The organism is Mucilaginibacter sp., from assembly GCF_965200995.1.
Lineage (GTDB): Bacteria > Bacteroidota > Bacteroidia > Sphingobacteriales > Sphingobacteriaceae > Mucilaginibacter.
This window is the reverse complement of record NZ_OZ241743.1, coordinates 78,234-96,036: the sequence shown is the minus strand read 5'-3', so window position 1 is coordinate 96,036 and position 17,803 is coordinate 78,234. Positions and strand designations below refer to the sequence as shown.

Below are 17,803 nucleotides of genomic sequence, written 5' to 3'. Positions count from 1 at the left end.
CCTGCGGTAATACCGCAGGCAGTTTTGTTATAATTCGCTCAAAAGCTCCATTTTCTTCTGGTTATACTCTTCCTGCGAAATCAGGCTGTTGTCGAACAGCATTTTCAGCTTTTTTAATTTTTCGGTAAGTTCATCAGGTTTTTGCGGGGCCACCGGCTCGACTGCTACCGGTGGTTGCGCCTGAACCGGCGGCTGTTGCACAGGCGGTGCAGGCGTAAATGCCTGCACCGCATTAAAGTGAGGTTGTGGGGCAAGGGTGGGCGCAGGTGTTTCTTCCGGCTGCCGGTTAGCATTGTCATACTGAAATGCGCCCGATGCGGCTCGTTTCTCTTCCAATTCGCGCAGGCGCCGTGCTTCACGCTCGGCTTCCTTGCGTTCCTGCGAATACTGGTACAGTTTACGGGCCTGCACTTTGGGCAGGTAATCTACACCCATTTCGGAGCCGTTAACCGTGGTGGCGCTAAAAATGGCTCCAATAATTTCTTCTTTAGTATTTACATCAGCAATATCTTTCCACACAAAATCAATAAACTTAATGGAAAGCCCAAGGTTAGCGGGTGTGAAGAACAGGATACGCTTGTTGGTTAGTGCCACACAATCGGGAAAAAGATTAACCAGCGGCTTTTTTTGGGTGGCAATATAGATGATCTGCTCATCGGTAGTTAGCAGGTCGTTAAGGCGGGAATATACTTTTTCAACCGCTTTAGGGTCCTGCTGGTCATTCAAAAACTTTTCAATCATCGGATGTTGATGGTTACTTATTTGCTCAAAAATACTAAAAACTTCAGCATAACAAATCGAACATACTCAGGCCACTAAAAGATTACAGCCGCGGATGTCGGCATTGTCAAAGCGGCCCAGTATCTCAAAAGAGCCGTCGGCATATACCCGGCCTAAATCCTGCGTGGCAATAAACGAGCAGGAATTGATGTTGGCCAGGTCAATAATGTTCACGCCCCCGGTTGCCTGCGTGCCTAATAATTGCAGCGGGTCGTTGGTGTCGCGGGTAATGATCTTCATCCAGGGCGGGCAGTTGAAAATACCTTCACCTTTGGAATAAGCCTGCGACAGCAGTTCGGTCATGCCATATTCAGAGTGAATGGCGCGGGTGCCAAACCCGGCATTCAGTAACGTGTGCAATTCCTCACGTATCATTTCGTGCCTGCGCCCTTTCATGCCGCCGGTTTCCATAACCACAAGTTCAGGAAACTGAAGCTGATACTGCTCTGTAAAATCAAGCAAAGCGAAGGTAACACCAATTAACAGCGTAGGCTGACCGGCCTGCTGTTGTTTCAGTAACTGCTGGTATAGATCTTCATGGTTGTACAAATAAAAGCCGCTATCGGCGTGGCCGGACTGCTGAATCAGATCAGCCGCCATATAAATGAGCGATGAGCCTTCGCGCTCTAAATAGGAGGGCAGGAGCGCCAGTACGCAGTAACCGGTAACCGGGCCATAAAACAATTCGAATGCCTTGCGGAAGCTGTTTTCGTACCAGCTTACATCGGCAACCGGGTGCCGGCTGGTTACGATGCCGGTAGTGCCCGAACTGGTAAACGTAACGGTTGGTGTTTGATGATCTGTGATGATAGCATGAGATTTAAAGAACTCAACCGGCATAAAGGGGATCTGGCCGATATGCCGCACCTCGGCTGCGGTAATTCCTAAGCCGTTTATAAATTGTGCATATACCGGGTTAGCCGCAGCCTGATACCCGAAAACCTGCAGGGCGGCCTGTTCAAATTGCTGCTTATCGGCAATAGAAAATATTTGCTGTAGTAGCGGCTTTTGCATGGTGCAAATATACAACACCAGCACCTTTTGCAGTAATTAACGCTAATGGCTTATTAAATATTGGTTGGTGCAGTTACAAGTACAGTCCTCAGCTAATTGTTGAATAGGAATAAATGTTTCCACTACATGATATACTCCACCCTGTCATTTCGACCGCAGGAGAAATTTTCTTCAAGAAGCCGGTTTACAGCAGAAGATGTCTCCCTGCGGTTGAAAGACGTGTTGGGTTGAATTTATATTTTATCTGAATGCTGGCGTTACTATTCCGGCTGCTCATCCTCTGCCGACCGGCGGCCGAATGCCTGTTGCACCCAATAGCCGCCTGCACCTGCAAATCCGCCAACTAAACCGCCAATCAGCCCGGTTATGGCCAACAGCAGCATCCAGTTGGGCAGGTAAAACAGCGTAGCCACCTGCGAAGCCAGCACATGGTTGTTAGGCATACTTTGAAACAGTGCCAGCAGCATCCACGCAATGGCTACCGCCAGCAGGCCCGACCAAAATGCCTGGCTGCCGGACCGGGCCAGCCAAAAGGCAGCGGCAAAGCAGATGATAGCCAGCACCCACCAGGGCAGAAAGAAGCCACAGGCAAAAACCAATGCAAATATGATGATAATGAGCATGTTATTTCTTATTTAGCGTGAGTGATGATTTAATGCGTTTGGATGTTTCACCGGCCGAGCGCAGGTAGAGCAGCTCATTCAGTTTACCGTCCTTCCAGGTTTGCAGCATATCCTTGTAATAAGGGCTGCCCGGGTTGCCGGATTCGCCTCCGGGGAATACGCCATACCCCTTTACCTGCGGCCCCAGCTGCACCACCATGCGCCAGGAAGGGCCGGTAGTTTCCGTTACGGCATTTACAACGCCTCCGGCCCCGCCGATTAAAAACTTGCCGGTGCCAAACGCCTGCTGCCTGCTCAAATGATCGATATGCGTACCTTTAATGCTGCCCCAGGCCCAGCGCTCGCCAGGTTTGCCATGCTGCCGCACCAGTTCATCAACGGTAGTATTAAAGGCGCTGCTCACCACATCATCTATGGTTTCTTTGCCCGGCGTTGCGACTATGTCAAACCAGCGGGAGCGCGGCTCATTTAAAATCAGTTCTACGGTACGGTCGCGCGAGGGGCGGCGCAACGGCATGTTTGCATTGCTGTTAAACTCATCCCAGATCATTCCATCCAGCGTTTGCCACCAAAGCTGGAATAGAGTAGCGCCAACGGCATCCTTGCTGAAACGCAGGTTCCAGGTTTTTAATACCTGATAAGCCTGTTGCTGTACGGCGGTAAGCTGGGCAGGGTTAATGCGTTTTAACAATGCAGGTAATACATCGCAGGCATGTATACTGTAATCATCCAGTTGCAACAGGCGCATACTGTCTACCGTAATGTGCTTCATGGCGCTCAGGCGGTTGTTTAACCGTTTAGCACGCTGATAACTGCCAAATTCCCAATGCAGATAGTAAGGGTAGCTGGGGTAGGTAGAGGTTTGATTAGCAGAAGCCAGGTACCCCTGGGCCGGATCTTTGGCTACGGGGTTCTGGTCGGCAGGTATCCAGCCCTGCCAGTCGTTGCCGGGGTCGCTGCCATCCATCAGAAACTTGCCCTGTTCTTTAAATTTCAGCGGAAACTTACCATTAGGCGACATGGCAATTTCGTTTCCGGCATCGGCAAATACAAAATTCTGAGCGGGGGCTGTATAAAAGGTAAGCGCCTTCCGGTAATCCTGATAATTTTTAGCCCGGTTGAGCAGGTAGAACGTCATAAATTCATCTGATGGGTCATGCGCAATCCAGCGCAGCGCCGCATTTACAGGTATGTCAACGTATCGTTGAGGCCCGCCCTTTTGCACCGTGTCCGTATATACTACCGGCCCGTGGTGGGTATATAATACCGTATCAACCACATTTGCGGCGCCCCGCACCTTAATTACTTCAATGCGTTTTTCAACGGCTTTCCATTGATTGTTGTACCGGTAGGCATTGTGGCTTTGGTCTTTAAATTTTATCTGGTACCAGTCCAGTACGTCAGATTCTACATTGGTAACGCCCCAGCTTACCTGCTGGTTGTAGCCTACAATAATGCCTGGTGCGCCGGGCAGCGAAACGCCGTTTACGTTTACACCGGGAGCCGATAACTGTATCTGGTACCAGATGGACGGAAAGCTCAGGCCCAAATGCGGGTCATTGGCCAGCATAGGGTAACCGGTAACCGTTTTACGGCCGCTCACTACCCAGTTATTACTGCCAATGCCATCGGCAATGGGCTGTGTTTTCAGGTGTGAGCGCATCTGTTGCCGAAAGCTGTTGGACGGCCTGGGGATGGGCAGCGGCTTAAAATTCCAGGGCGTATTTTTAGGAATAACAGGCTCTTCGCGATAGGGGTAATCCGGAAAAAGATTTTTAACTGTATCCGGACCAAAGCGGCTGAGCGTATTGCTCATGGCAAATTCATCCGAGCCGCCCGTTAACGTTTCCGACATCAGCTTTAGCAAAAATGCACAATTGATGGGCTTCCATTCTTCGGGCGCATAGCCCAGCAGTTTAAATTCAATGGGATATTCGGCAGGTGAAAGCGAGTGGATGTAGCTGTTTACCCCGGCGGTGTAGGCCAGCAGCATTTTCCGGGTTACGGGGTGCTGCATCATTTCGTTAATGGTACGTTCGGCGCCGTACACCATGCCCATACGCCGGTGGTAGCGGTCGGCGGGCAATGCGCCCGGCCCGGCTACCTCGGCCAGGCGGCCGGCGGCGCTGCGGGTTTGGATGTCCATCTGCCACAGGCGGTCGCGGGCAGTAAGATACCCCTGGGCAAAATACAGGTCGTGATCGTTACCGGCAAATACATGCGGAATGTGGTTCTCATCAAACCGCACTACAACGCGGCCGGTTAATCCATCCAGTTTTAAATTTTGATCGTCTTTCTGCTTAAGGCTCTCAGCATTTTGCCAGAAACCAGTGGTGGGGTTCAAAAAGGTGCCCACCGGCGGTACCTGGCCAAATTTGGTTTGCAAAGCCCAGAGCAGCAGCCCGGTTATGCTCAGGAAAAATAACGCTTTAAATACTTTCATGAATAAAGCAGGGTTTGAAAGCGAAGATATAAGATATTTATTAGGCGAGCGATTACTGTCGTTCTTATAACTAAAGGAAACAGCAGAGGTGAGGGCTTTCATACAGGCTATCAAATCAGTCCTTCATTTAAAAGGGTATTGCACATTCCTCAAAACACTATTTTGTCAACTCAATTCACCTTAATGACCAATGACCAATGACCAATGACCAATGACCAATGACCAATGACCAATGACCAATGACCAATCAACCTATTCGGCATAATCATATTGCGGCTGCCGCTTATTGCGCTTGTGCTTCCGGTATAGCCAGGGCGGTGTGGGCCGCGATGCCGACCATAGCCCCAGGTGCTGCGCCTTAGCTTCCTCTTGTAATTCGGCCAGTTCGGCACTTTTAGAGTAGGCGGTGTATTGCCAGGCATAGCCGTTCTTTACCAGTTCGCGGTTCACATTGGTGCCATCTTCCAGCGTTACTTCGGCCACGGTGCGGCCATAGCGGTCGCGCGTGCCGTTGCTGATGCGTACCCGCTTGCCAAAGCATAATTCAGCGGTAAACTGTTTGGCCTTCTGCCCGAAGGCCTGCGTTTTTTCAGGGCAGTCAATCTCGGCCAGGCGCACCGCGATGGGCTGGTTGTCGCTGCTCAAAATCTCAATGGTATCGCCGTCCTTTATCTTGATTACCTTGTACAGGCTTTTATCCGTATTTGTTTCACAGGAGGCAAGAAAGCCCAGTAATAGTACAGTTAGCAGAAGTAACTTTTTGATCATCGCGGCTGGTTAATGTAGGTACAATTATTATACAGGTATATATGTTTGGCTTTCAGCTAAACATTTCAGTCCTTCAGCAGCAAGCTGCAAAAATTTATTCTAATTTTGATGCATGGTTCAGGCATCATCGGCCGAACTATTTAATGCTCATATACAACTACTTATGAAAAAAATGCTGATAGCCGCCGGGCTGATCTTGTTCGCTGCCACCGGTGTAAAAGCGCAAATGCCCGCACTGGAGCGCATCGAGCCCATGAACTGGTGGGCAGGCATGAGCAACCCGAATCTGCAACTGCTGGTACATGGCAACCGCATAGGCGAGCGCCAGGCCACGCTCAGCTACGCCGGTGTAAAGCTGAAGGCGGTGCACAAGGCAGAGAACCCGAATTACCTGTTTTTAGACCTGCAAATCTCGGCAACCGCCAAACCCGGCAGCTTCCCTATCCGGTTTACCAAAGCCGGCGAACAGGAGGTAACCTATACTTACGCCTTAAAGGCCCGTAACAAGGCGGCCAACCGGGCGCAGGGAGTAACCGGCAAGGATGTGATCTACCTGCTGATGCCCGACCGCTTTGCCAACGGCGACCCCAATAATGACGTGGTGAGCACCATGCGCGAAACCGGCCTGCACCGCGATTCGATGTTCAGCCGGCATGGCGGCGACATTTTAGGCTTGGTGAACCACCTGGATTACCTGAAGGATTTGGGGGTAACCACCATCTGGATGACGCCCGAAATTGAGAATGATGAGCCGCAGGCCTCTTATCATGGCTATGCGGTAACGGATTATTACAAGATAGACCCCCGCTACGGCAGCAACGAATTATACCGCCAGTACGTGGAGCGCTGCCACAGTATGGGCCTCAAGGTGATCAAGGATCTGGTGCATAACCATATCGGTACCGAAAGCTACCTGATACAGGATATGCCGATGAAAAGCTGGGTGCACCAGTGGCCTGTGTTTACCAACTCCAACTTCAGGGATATGGCGGTGATGGACCCGCACGGCGCGCCTGCCGACAAGAAAAAGATGCTCGACGGCTGGTTTGACCGCCGCATGGCCGACCTGAACGAGAATAATCCCTACGTGCAGAACTACCTTACCCAAAACCATATCTGGTGGGTAGAGTATGCAGGGATCGACGGTTTCCGGCTGGATACCTACCCCTACAATGATGCCGCCTACATGGCCGACTGGGCGCAAAAGGTACAGGCCGAGTTTCCGCACCTGTCTATTTATGGCGAAACGCTGGTATGGTCGGCCGCTAACCAGGCGTTTTTTACCGGCGGCAATACCGTTAACCGTGGCTTTGATACTCACCTGCCGGGGGTAACCGATGGGGTAGTTAAAGATGCCATCTATGAAGCGTTAAACGGAAAACCGGGCTGGACGGATGGCGTGAACCGCTTGTACGCAGTACTGGCGCAGGATTTTTTGTACCAGGATGCTGCCCGCAACGTAATCTTTCTGGATAACCACGACATGAGCCGGCTGTTGTCGGTAGTGGGTGAGGACATCAATAAATACAAATCGGGCATGGCGCTGCTGTTAACTTTGCGCGGCATCCCGCAGCTCTACTATGGAGATGAGATACTGATGAAAAATTTCTCGAACCCTGATGGCTTGGTAAGGGAAGATTTTCCGGGCGGATGGACCGGCGACAAGCAGGATAAATTTACCGCCCAGGGCCGCAGCAAAAAGGAGAATGATGCCTTTGATTATGTGCGCAGACTGGCTAATTACCGCAAGGCTACCCCGGCCCTGCAAACCGGAAAGCTGATGCAATACATACCCGAAAACAATGTATATGTATATTTCAGGTACGATGGGCAGAAAACCGTAATGGTGGTTTATAACAGTAATGATAAAGAGGAAACCCTGACCACCGGCCGGTACAGCGAACGCATCGGCAGGGCAACACAGGCACAGAATGTGATCACCGGGGAAACCACTGATCTGGGCAGCCTGACCCTGAAACCGAAAAGTACGCTGGTTTTGGAACTGCTGCCCGGTAATACCCGTTAATTTACATAGTTTAGCAAGGCTTATAATTACTTGTAGCCTGATTAAATCTCCGGCATTTATGTACAAAGTCAACCTAAACGGTTATGATCATGTGTTCTAAGACAAATAAACACAAAACACCGTGCGTCATTGCGAGGAACGAAGCAATCCTCGATATGCAAAGCGGCTCTGTAAGTCGGGGATTGCTTCGTTCCTCGCAATGACGTAATTGGATTAGCTTTGTATATAAACGCCAAATTTTATTGGCGAAATAAACATACCATTATTTCGACCGTAGGGCAGAAATGACAACTTTTTATAATTTAAAACAAGCGCTTAATACACTACCCGATGAATACCATTAAAGCCTGCATATTTGACCTCGACGGGGTGATTGTAGATACCGCCGTATACCATTACAAAGCCTGGAAGCGCCTGGCCAACGAATTAGGGTTCGATTTTACCGAGCATGACAATGAGAAGCTGAAAGGCGTAAGCCGCACCCGTTCGCTTGAGCTGATCTTGCAGTGGGGCGGCGTTACCAAAACCGAAGCGGAGAAGGAGGAGCTGGCCGCCCGTAAAAACAACTGGTATGTGGAGATGATAGGGCAGATGAAGCCCGACGAGATTTTGCCGGGTGCAAAGGAATTTCTGATCAGTTGCCGTGCCGCCGGGTTAAAAACGGCCTTAGGCTCGGCCAGTAAGAATTCTATGATGATACTGGAAAAAATCCAGCTGGTCAACCTATTCGATGCCATTATCGATGGCAATAAGGTAAGCAACCCCAAACCCGACCCCGAAGTGTTTTTAAAAGGTGCCGAAGCCGTAGGTGTTGCTCCGGCCGATTGCGTGGTGTTTGAAGATGCCATTGCCGGTATTGAGGCTGCGAAAAACGGCGATATGAAAGCGATTGGGGTAGGTGATCCGCAGGTGCTTACGGAAGCAGATAAGGTAATTAGCGGGTTAGATAAAATAACGGTAGAACAACTTCGCCCCCTAACCCCCTGAAGGGGGAACAGGAGTTTGCTGTTATGGCGAAGATTAAAATGTCATTCGGGGCTGATAGACTGATTTATCAGAGAGCGTTTGATTTATGTAATCAAATGACCCCCGCAGAAATGCTTTTATGGGGTCATTTAAAAGGTAAGCAGTTAGGCGTTAGATCCAGGAGGCAGCACCCATTAGGTATCTATATTGCCGACTTTTATTGCCACCAATGTCAGTTGGTGATAGAGTTAGATGGAGGAATCCATCTTAAACCCGAGGTGATTGCAAATGACATTGAACGGCAACACAACTTAGAAAGCGATGGTTTGACGGTTATACGTTTTACCAACGAACAACTGTTTCAAAACATACATCAAGTATTAAATATAATAAAACAACACATAAAACTCCCCCTTTAGGGGGCTGGGGGGCCTATGAAGAATTACATTGGGGTTAACGAGTGGAGCATCATTGAAGAGGGCTTCAATCCGCATTATAATAAGGTATCAGAAAGTATATTCAGCCTGGGCAACGGCCGTATGGGCCAGCGGGCAAACTTTGAGGAAACGTATACCGGCGATACGCTGCAGGGCAACTACGTGGCCGGGGTGTATTATCCCGATAAGACACGGGTGGGCTGGTGGAAGAACGGCTACCCGGAGTACTTTGCCAAGGTACTGAATGCCGCCAACTGGATCGGTATCAATATAACCATTGATGGTGAACTGCTGGACCTGAATACCTGCGAAGTAAGCCAGTTCAGCCGCGAACTGAACATGAAGGAAGGCTACCTGAAAAGAACCTTTACTGCCGTAACCAAACAGGGTAAGGAAGTTAAAGTAGAGTCGGTACGCTTTTGCAGCATGGTAGACGATGAGGCGGGGGCCATCAGGTACACGCTTATCCCGGTTAACTTTTCGGGCACGCTTAGTATAGAGCCATATATCGACGGGGACGTGAAAAATAAGGATTCCAACTACGACGAAAAGTTTTGGGACGAAGTAAAGAAAGGCAGTTTCGAAAACGGCGGCTTTGTACAGCTGCGCACCAAAAAGACCGGCTTCGAGGTGGCAACCGGTATGCAGTATGCCGTTACGGTTGAGGGTAATACAATCACACCTGAACCTCAAAACATAGAAAAGGAAAAGTACATAGGTGCTGCTTTTCAGATGGAGGCACAGCAGGGGCAGGCGATTACTATTTATAAGTACGCCGCTAACCTGTCGTCGCAAAACCATCCGGCAGCAGAACTGGAACCCAAACTCAGGGAAACGTTGCAGCGCATCAGCCGGAAAGGTTTTAATACGATGCTGGCCGAACAGGCCGCAGCCTGGGCCGAAAAGTGGAAGCACAACGATATTATTATCGAGGGTGATGCCGCAGCACAGCAGGGCATACGTTTTAACATCTTCCAGCTCAATCAAACCTATACCGGCGAAGACGACCGCCTGAACATCGGCCCCAAAGGTTTTACCGGCGAAAAATACGGCGGCTCTACTTACTGGGACACGGAAGCCTATTGTGTGCCTTTCTATTTGGCTACAGCTCCCCAAAAGGTAACCCGCAACCTGTTGCTGTACCGCTATAAACAATTAGGTAAGGCTATTGAAAACGCACAACTGCTGGGCTTTAAGGATGGTGCCGCCCTGTACCCCATGGTAACCATGGATGGTACCGAATGCCACAACGAATGGGAAATCACCTTTGAGGAAATTCACCGCAACGGGGCGATTGCCTACGCCATCTTCAACTATGTGCGCTACACCGGCGACGAGCGGTACCTGACCGATTATGGGCTGGAAGTGCTGATTGCCATCGCAAGGTTCTGGGCGCAGCGGGTCAACTGGTCGGCAGCAAAGCAGCAGTACGTGATGTTAGGCGTTACCGGGCCTAACGAGTACGAGAACAACATCAACAACAACTGGTATACCAATACCTTAGCGGCCTGGTGCCTGCAATATACTACGGAAGTGATTGAAAAGGTGAAGGCTGCGGACAACGGCAAATACCAGGAATTAAGCAGCCGTATCCGTTTTGATGAAGCAGCCGAAACCAGTAAGTGGAGCGACATTGTTGAAAAGATGCATTACCCGTATGATGAACAGCAGCAGGTATTCTTGCAGCAGGACGGCTACCTGGATAAGGAGCAGGTGCTGGTGAAAGACCTGCCTGCAACTGACAGGCCCATCAACCAGAAATGGAGCTGGGACCGTATTTTGCGATCCTGCTTCATCAAGCAGGCCGACGTGTTGCAGGGGATTTACTTTTTTGAGGATAGGTTTGATATGGATACCATCCGCCGCAACTTCGACTTTTACGAGCCGCGCACGGTGCATGAATCTTCGTTATCTCCCTGCGTACATGCCATATTAGCCGCTAAATTGGGCGACGAAGCCCGTGCCTACGAGTTTTATCTGCGCACTTCCCGGCTCGATCTGGATGATTATAACAATGATACCGAGGACGGCTGCCATACCACCTCAATGGCAGGCACCTGGATGGCCGTGGTAGAAGGCTTTGGCGGTATGCGGGTACGTGAGGATAAGCTGTCGTTCCAGCCTTTCCTGCCAGCCAAATGGCAGTCATTTTCATTCCATGTGGGCTTTCGTGGCGCACTGCTGAATGTTAAGGTAAGCAAGGCGGGCGTACAGATCACCAATGCTTCCGACCAGGAACTTACCGTGCTGGTTTACGGCAAAGCGCACAAGCTGGAGGCTGATAAGGAAACCTTCATCGAAAGTAATTAATATGCAAAGCCGCAAACTTTACTGTTGCCTGCTGTTCCTGCTTTTATTGCAGGGTACCGTGTACGCACAAAGTTTGCCTGCGAAAAAGAAACGCCACATGGAAGTATCATCACCTTCACATAAATTGATTATTTACCAGCTGCTGCCCCGTTTGTTCGGTAACACTAAAACGGTAAACCGGCATTACGGCCCGATAGAAGAAAACGGCTCGGGTAAGTTTAATGACATTACCGATAAGGCCCTGCAGCAAATTAAAGGCATGGGCTTTAGCCATGTGTGGTACACCGGCGTAATTGAGCACGCCACCATGACCGACTACAGTAAATACGGCATACCGCCCGACGACCCGGACGTGGTAAAGGGCCGTGCCGGTTCGCCCTATGCCATAAAGGATTATTATGATGTAGACCCCGACCTGGCCGTTGAGGTACCCCACCGCATGGCCGAATATGAGGCGCTGATTAAGCGTACCCATGCCAACGGCTTAAAGGTGCTGATGGATTTTGTACCCAACCACGTGGCCCGCCATTATTCTTCTGATGCAAAGCCTGCCGGTGTGCGCGACATCGGGCAGGATGATGATAATACTAAGGCTTTCGATCCGAATAATGATTTTTATTATACCCCCGGCCAGCCCTTTACGGTTCCCGGCGGGTATAATCCGGGTGGGGATGGCTTTCATAGCCCGTTGAAGGATGGCAAGTTCAGCGAGAATCCCGCTAAGGCCACCGGGAATGATGTATTCAGCGCCACACCATCCATTAACGACTGGTTTGAAACGGTAAAACTCAATTACGGCGTAGACTACCTGAACAACCGTACCCCGCACTTTGAGCCTGTGCCGCCTCTGTGGTTTAAGATGCACGCCATACTGCATTACTGGGCGCAAAAGGGAGTAGATGGTTTCCGGTGCGATATGGTGGAAATGGTACCCACCGAGTTCTGGCATTGGGTAACTGCGCGTTTAAAGGCGGAGTTTCCGGACCTGATCTTCATCGGCGAAGCCTATGATGCCGGTAAATACCGCGATTACATCTCTAACGGCGGGTTTGATTACCTGTATGATAAAGTGGGCTTGTATGATACCATCAGGCGCTTAACGCAGAACGACCCGCATACCAATACCTGGGGCATTAATGCCGTGTGGAACCACGACAGCAAGGATATTGACGAGCACATGCTGCGCTTTATGGAAAACCATGATGAACAGCGCATTGCCAGCCCCGATTTTGCCGGCGACCCGATGCTGGCCCTGCCGGGAATGGTGGTAACTGCTACGCTTAACCGCGGCCCGGTGATGGTCTACTTTGGCCAGGAGTCCGGCGAGCCGGGCGCAGGCAGCGAAGGTTTTAGCGGGCAGGATGGCCGTACCACCATTTTTGATTACTGGGGCGTACCCGAACATCAGAAGTGGCTAAACAAGGGTGCGTTTGATTGCGGTCAGCTAAGCGACAGCCAAAAGCAACTGCACAGCTTTTACAGCCGCCTGCTCAATGCCGTAAAGAACAATGATGCCCTGCGGAACGGTAAGTTTTATGAGCTGATGATAGCCAACGAGCATACGCCCGGCTTCAACACCCGGTTATATATGTATTTGCGTTATACAGATAATGAGCGTGTGCTGGTGGTTACCAACTTTAACCGCACCCAGCAGCATTTGCAGCTACACCTGCCGCCCGACCTGTTGCAGCAATTGCACCTGACCGGTGCCCAGCAATTTAAGGACTTGTTAAGCGATCAAAGATTCAGCACAACGGATATTAGTAGTGGCATAGATGTAACCCTGCCGGCCATGAGCGGTATGCTGTTAAAGTTTTGAAGTTGAGGTAGCAAAAAAAGCAGTTTATGGCCGTTTATAACATTTTATGGAATTTTATGGATGAATAAGGTCCGATATACGGGCATTTCAGACCGGAAAACAGGGCTAAACACTTCCAGTAACAGGTTATCTGCTGATTAACGGTCTACCTCGCCCAGCACAAAATCGATGGAACCGATAATGGCGATCAGGTCGGCAATCAGTACCCCTTTGGATATTTCGGGCAGTACCGAAAGGTTGTTAAAACTTGGCCCCCTGGCCTTCACCCTGAAGGGTACTTCTGTGCGGCCGTCAGCTACAAAATAAAAACCCAGTTCGCCTTTTGCGCCTTCGGCACGCATGTAATAATCCTGCGCCTTGGGGATAAGCTTGCGCGGCAGCTTGGCCCTGGGGTCAAAATCAGGTGTACGTTTCAGGTCTTTTTGCAGGCGGTCGATACATTGCTCAATAATGCGCAGGGATTGCTCAACTTCCTCAACCCTAACCTTATAGCGGTCCCAGCAATCGCCTACGGTGCCCATTAATCCACGGCCTATGGGCACCTCAAATTCCAGTTCAGGGTAGGCCGAATAGCTGTCTACCCGGCGCAAATCCCACTTCAGCCCCGACCCCCTTAGCACCGGCCCCGAACAGCCGTACTGAATGGCTACATCCATCGGTAACACACCCACGTTAGCAGTGCGGCTAATGAAGATCTGGTTATTGGTCAGCAGTTCGTTAAGTTCGGTAAGTTTTGGTTTAAAGTAATCCACAAACTCCCGGCAGCGCTCTTCAAAGCCCACAGGCAGGTCATAAAACAGGCCGCCCACCCAAATGTAATTATACAGCATCCGCGAGCCGGAAGCCCACTCCAACAAACCTACGATATGCTCACGGTCGCGAAAACACCACAGGAATGGAGTAAAGGCGCCTATATCGATACCATAGGTACCCAGCGCAATTAAATGCGAGGCAATGCGGTTAAGTTCGCAAACCAGTACCCGGATGTACTCGATTCGCTTTGGTATGTCTTTATCGATGCCCAGCATCCGTTCCACACCCATTACAAAGGCATGGCTGTTGTTCATCGAGGCCAGGTAATCCATACGGTCGGTAAAAGGTATGGTTTGCTGGTAGGTAAGGTTCTCCGCATGTTTCTCAAAGCAGCGGTGCAGGTAGCCCATGTGGGGTATTACTTCTTTCACCACCTCACCGTCAGTAATCAGCTCCAGCCGCAATACACCATGCGTGGAAGGATGCTGCGGCCCCATGTTCAGCACCATATCTTCGGTAGCAGCCGTTGCTATCTTTTGCTTGTAACGGTCGTAGGCTGCCCCCCAGCCCCCTGAAGGGGGAGCAGATGTTGCAGCCTGATTTGAATTTGTGGCAATTTCAGTCATGATACTAATAAACTTTACCTCCCCTTTAGGGGGCGGGGGCTAAATCTTGATGCCTTTATAATACTCCGCTGCCTGGTAATCTTTACGTAAGGGATAGCCCTCCCAGTCATCGGGAAGCAAAATGCGGCGCAGGTCGGGGTGGCCTTCAAAGTAGATGCCCAGCAGGTCGAAGGCTTCGCGTTCGTGCCATTCGGCGGTTTTATAAACGTTGCTTACGGTAGGGAATACGGGCAGATTATCCGTATTGCGGGTATGTTCCCTGCTGATTTTAAGCGTTAACTGCATTTGGTAGGGGATGGAGCTGAGGTGGTAAACCACGCCAAAGCGATTGGCGGTTGTACCATAATCCATACCGGTTATGCAGGCCAGAAAATCGAAATAGGTAGCCGGGTTGTTGCGTAGTTCTAAGCAAACATCGGCAATACGGTCAGGCACAATTAACAGGGCCGGTTGTAAACCGGTGGTTTCCTCGCCAACAATAATTTCTTCGCCAAACTGCTCGATCAGCAATTGCTTAACTTCCTTAAAACTCATGGGGCCAGGCGTACAATTTTCCAGTTCTTTTTATCGGTTCTCTTGTACACCAGGCGGTCGTGCAGGCGGCTGGTGCGGCCCTGCCAAAACTCTATGAGTTGCGGTTTTAATACATAACCGCCCCAGTAAGACGGTTTAGGTATTTCCTTATCCTCATATTCCGTTTCCAGTTCTGTCAGCTTATCTTCCAGCACCTTCCGGTTGGTTATTTCCTGACTTTGCGGCGAAACCAGCGCACCGATCTGACTGCCTTTGGGGCGCGAATGAAAATACCGGTCCGACTGCTCCTTGCTCAATTTTTCAATCGTTCCCTCAATACGTACCTGCCGCTCCAGCGGCCCCCAGAAGAATACCATCGACCCTACCGGATTTTTGGCAATTTCCTTCCCCTTGCGGCTCAGGTAATTGGTGTAGAACACGAATCCGTGATCGCTGAAACCTTTAAGCAGCAGAATGCGTGCCGAGGGCCGCCCGTCATGCGTGGCGGTAGCCAGGGTCATGGCATTAGGCTCGTAGATATCGGCCTCTATGGCCTGGTTAAACCAGGTTTCAAATTGCAGTATGGGGTTAGGCTTCACCTCACCCTCGCTGAGCGAGGCGGAGCGGTAGTCCTGCCTGAGGTTTTGTATGTCTTCGCGGTTCATTACTGCAAACTTACCAAATGCAAATTATAATAGGGGTAATATACCGCCCGCCCGGCATCATTCGTTAGTAAAATGAACATATCTTAACGGTTGATGTTAAAATAAAAAATATTTTATACGTATGCTTACTACGGTTACTGCAGCAGCGGGGCGTTTATTGATATCAGAGCCCTTTATGCAAGATCCTAATTTTAAACGCGCTGTGGTACTGCTGGCAGAGCATTCAAGTGATGGCGTGATGGGGTACGTATTAAACCACCAGAGCGAATATCTGTTGGGCGATGTACTGCCGGACATCTCTTATTCTGAACTGCCCGTTTTTTCTGGCGGACCGGTGGGTATGGATACCCTGCACTTTATACACCGCTGCCCTGATAAGATTGACGGGGGGACTGAAATATGCAAAGGCGTGTATTGGGGCGGTAATTTTAATACCGTAAAAGACTTAGTTAATACTTATCAATTAACCAGTGATGAAATCCGGTTCTTTGCCGGTTATTCCGGCTGGTCTCAGGAGCAGCTGGAGGGAGAAATTAAAGAGAATAGCTGGCTGGTGGCTGATCGTTACCATATTGATAACCTGTTTGTAAACGAGGAGCATAACATGTGGCGGGAGGTAATTATTAATATGGGCCAGCGGTTTGCGCACATCGCCAACTTTCCTGAAAACCCCGCATTGAATTAAATATAATACTTCCTCAAAGATTGCTCAAAAACGAAAAAAGGGTTATTTCGACCGCAGGGAGAAATCCTCTACCGCATACTTATCGCCTGAAGAAGATTTCTCCCTGCGGTCGAAATGACTGGGTGTGAGTTATATGTTATATTAGGAATCTAAGAAACCTAAACAGCTGCTAAGTTTGGGTATGACATGCCTTTTAGGCAATTTGGCTAATATTTGATGGTAATTTTGTGCTTCATGAGCAGGCCCGGCAGGCCTTGCAACGAGAATTTAGCCTTGTTCAGCCGGTTGTTTTCCGGGTCGATGATGAAATTGTAGCTGGTGCTGAGGTCGGCCTGGTTAAGCAGGGTGTTTGAAAAGGTAGTGCGCTCAAAGTTACATTCGTTAAAAACCGCCGCGGTAAGATCCGCCTCTGTAAAATCCGCTTCGATTAATGAGCAGCGGGTAAAGCGGCTTTTCTTGTTTTTGGTTTGGTAGAAGATGGCATTATCCAGCAGACAATCGGTAAAATGCAGCTCGAACAAAAATTTACTGCTTTTATTAAAGTGAATACCGCTCAGTTTACAGCCTGTAAACAACACATTTTGCCATGCCGTATCTTCCACCGTAGCCAGCAGCAGGTTACAATCCGTAAACCCGCAATCGGCAAAGCGGATGCCCGACAGCTCGGCATAGGACAGATCGCAGTTCCTGAATTGGCAATGATCAAAGTCATTACCCAAAGCTTTTAATTGCTGATGATTGAGTTTGGTGAAGGTGTGATCTTCAGGCATGGTGTAAAGATATTTATAAACTGTAAAACCTTACACCTTTTATATCAGACTTTGTACCCAAAGCCGGGGTCGAACCGGCAACATTCAAATATTTGATAGGTGAAAGATTATACTATCGGTTCCTGACGGTTATCCCAAAAATATAGAAGTTGTACCTCATTCTTTTCCACCCGGTAAAACAATGCACATTGTTTGGTAATAAAACCTATTCGTACATTTTCGGCTATTTCTGAAGATTTGAACATCAGCGGTTGTTCAGCAATCAAGCGTATTGTTTTTTCAGCCTTTGCTGAAAATTTTTCAGCCGAACTTTTTCCAAAATTAGTGGTAATGAATTGGTGTATATTTCGATACGTAGATTTGGCCGCAGGTGTATAAACAATACTTAAGCCCATTTAACGTAACAGGTCTTCAATGCCGGAAAATTGCTTCAATTTCTTTTCTTCTGCTTCTATTAAAGATGATTTTACGCCATCAAGCACATGTTCAGGATAAACAATGCTTTTTTGCTCAAAGGATATCTTCATCGCTTTAACTATGGCTTTTAAAGCGGTTAGCTGCTCCTTGTTTTCAGGATAAATGATCAGTGCATCCATAGCCAAATA

General features: G+C 49.4%; 17 protein-coding genes. 6 read left to right on the top strand and 11 right to left on the bottom strand.

What is annotated here, in order from left to right; all coding sequences use genetic code 11:
* Positions 1 to 27 precede the first annotated feature (27 nt).
* The 5 genes from ACY652_RS00495 to ACY652_RS00475 form a co-directional block, all read right to left on the bottom strand.
* On the bottom strand, positions 28 to 741 hold the full coding sequence (locus tag ACY652_RS00495) for a PH domain-containing protein (RefSeq protein ID WP_462265961.1): 714 nt from the start codon (positions 739 to 741) through the stop codon (positions 28 to 30).
* A gap of 66 nt (positions 742 to 807) precedes the next feature.
* Entirely contained in the window at positions 808 to 1,794 is a 987-nt protein-coding gene (locus tag ACY652_RS00490; protein WP_462265960.1) for an acyl transferase, read from the bottom strand.
* A 260-nt stretch (positions 1,795 to 2,054) separates the two neighbouring features.
* Entirely contained in the window at positions 2,055 to 2,417 is a 363-nt protein-coding gene (locus tag ACY652_RS00485; protein ID WP_462265959.1) for a hypothetical protein, read from the bottom strand.
* Between the two features lies 1 nt (position 2,418).
* Positions 2,419 to 4,860: a penicillin acylase family protein gene (locus tag ACY652_RS00480; RefSeq protein WP_462265958.1), complete on the bottom strand. Its 2,442-nt coding sequence runs from the start codon at positions 4,858 to 4,860 to the stop codon at positions 2,419 to 2,421.
* Positions 4,861 to 5,112: 252 nt separating this feature from the next.
* Positions 5,113 to 5,628 carry a thermonuclease family protein gene (locus tag ACY652_RS00475; protein WP_462265957.1) on the bottom strand — a complete coding sequence of 172 codons (516 nt, stop codon included), beginning with the start codon at positions 5,626 to 5,628 and terminating at the stop codon, positions 5,113 to 5,115.
* Positions 5,629 to 5,791: 163 nt separating this feature from the next.
* On the opposite strand from ACY652_RS00475, the gene ACY652_RS00470 reads away from it, so the two are divergent.
* The 5 genes from ACY652_RS00470 (at position 5,792) to ACY652_RS00450 (ending at position 13,186) form a co-directional block, all read left to right on the top strand.
* Positions 5,792 to 7,654 (top strand): glycoside hydrolase family 13 protein, encoded by a 1,863-nt coding sequence (locus tag ACY652_RS00470; protein ID WP_462265956.1) that lies wholly within the window; start codon positions 5,792 to 5,794, stop codon positions 7,652 to 7,654.
* 330 nt (positions 7,655 to 7,984) lie between these two features.
* Positions 7,985 to 8,641, top strand: a complete 657-nt coding sequence (gene pgmB / locus ACY652_RS00465) for a beta-phosphoglucomutase (protein WP_462265955.1) — start codon at positions 7,985 to 7,987, stop codon at positions 8,639 to 8,641.
* 23 nt (positions 8,642 to 8,664) lie between these two features.
* Positions 8,665 to 9,039: an endonuclease domain-containing protein gene (locus ACY652_RS00460; protein ID WP_462265954.1), complete on the top strand. Its 375-nt coding sequence runs from the start codon at positions 8,665 to 8,667 to the stop codon at positions 9,037 to 9,039.
* Positions 9,040 to 9,054: 15 nt separating this feature from the next.
* On the top strand, positions 9,055 to 11,367 hold the full coding sequence (locus tag ACY652_RS00455; RefSeq protein WP_462265953.1) for a glycoside hydrolase family 65 protein: 2,313 nt from the start codon (positions 9,055 to 9,057) through the stop codon (positions 11,365 to 11,367).
* Positions 11,368 to 11,464: 97 nt separating this feature from the next.
* The gene (locus ACY652_RS00450) at positions 11,465 to 13,186 is read left to right on the top strand and encodes an alpha-amylase family glycosyl hydrolase (protein WP_462265952.1); all 1,722 of its coding nucleotides are present in this window, start codon (positions 11,465 to 11,467) and stop codon (positions 13,184 to 13,186) included.
* Positions 13,187 to 13,323: 137 nt separating this feature from the next.
* Here the strand turns inward: ACY652_RS00450 and ACY652_RS00445 are convergent, their stop codons facing one another.
* From ACY652_RS00445 to pdxH, 3 genes are all read right to left on the bottom strand, one after another.
* The gene (locus ACY652_RS00445; protein ID WP_462268196.1) at positions 13,324 to 14,448 is read right to left on the bottom strand and encodes an NADH-quinone oxidoreductase subunit D; all 1,125 of its coding nucleotides are present in this window, start codon (positions 14,446 to 14,448) and stop codon (positions 13,324 to 13,326) included.
* A 156-nt stretch (positions 14,449 to 14,604) separates the two neighbouring features.
* On the bottom strand, positions 14,605 to 15,099 hold the full coding sequence (locus ACY652_RS00440) for an NADH-quinone oxidoreductase subunit C (RefSeq protein ID WP_462265951.1): 495 nt from the start codon (positions 15,097 to 15,099) through the stop codon (positions 14,605 to 14,607).
* Positions 15,096 to 15,743: a pyridoxamine 5'-phosphate oxidase gene (gene pdxH / locus ACY652_RS00435; protein WP_462265950.1), complete on the bottom strand. Its 648-nt coding sequence runs from the start codon at positions 15,741 to 15,743 to the stop codon at positions 15,096 to 15,098. Before pdxH ends, ACY652_RS00440 begins: the two co-directional genes overlap by 4 nt.
* A 175-nt stretch (positions 15,744 to 15,918) precedes the next feature.
* On the opposite strand from pdxH, the gene ACY652_RS00430 reads away from it, so the two are divergent.
* Complete coding sequence (locus tag ACY652_RS00430; protein ID WP_462265949.1) at positions 15,919 to 16,428, top strand: YqgE/AlgH family protein; 510 nt, start codon at positions 15,919 to 15,921, stop codon at positions 16,426 to 16,428.
* A gap of 206 nt (positions 16,429 to 16,634) precedes the next feature.
* On the opposite strand, the gene ACY652_RS00425 is transcribed toward ACY652_RS00430, so the two are convergent.
* The 3 genes from ACY652_RS00425 to ACY652_RS00415 form a co-directional block, all read right to left on the bottom strand.
* Entirely contained in the window at positions 16,635 to 17,198 is a 564-nt protein-coding gene (locus ACY652_RS00425) for a pentapeptide repeat-containing protein (RefSeq protein ID WP_462265948.1), read from the bottom strand.
* A gap of 107 nt (positions 17,199 to 17,305) precedes the next feature.
* The gene (locus ACY652_RS00420) at positions 17,306 to 17,593 is read right to left on the bottom strand and encodes a type II toxin-antitoxin system RelE/ParE family toxin (RefSeq protein WP_462265947.1); all 288 of its coding nucleotides are present in this window, start codon (positions 17,591 to 17,593) and stop codon (positions 17,306 to 17,308) included.
* Positions 17,594 to 17,794, bottom strand: coding sequence for a DUF2683 family protein (locus tag ACY652_RS00415; protein WP_462265946.1), 201 nt, complete (start codon positions 17,792 to 17,794; stop codon positions 17,594 to 17,596). It lies immediately after the preceding gene.
* Positions 17,795 to 17,803: the final 9 nt, after the last annotated feature.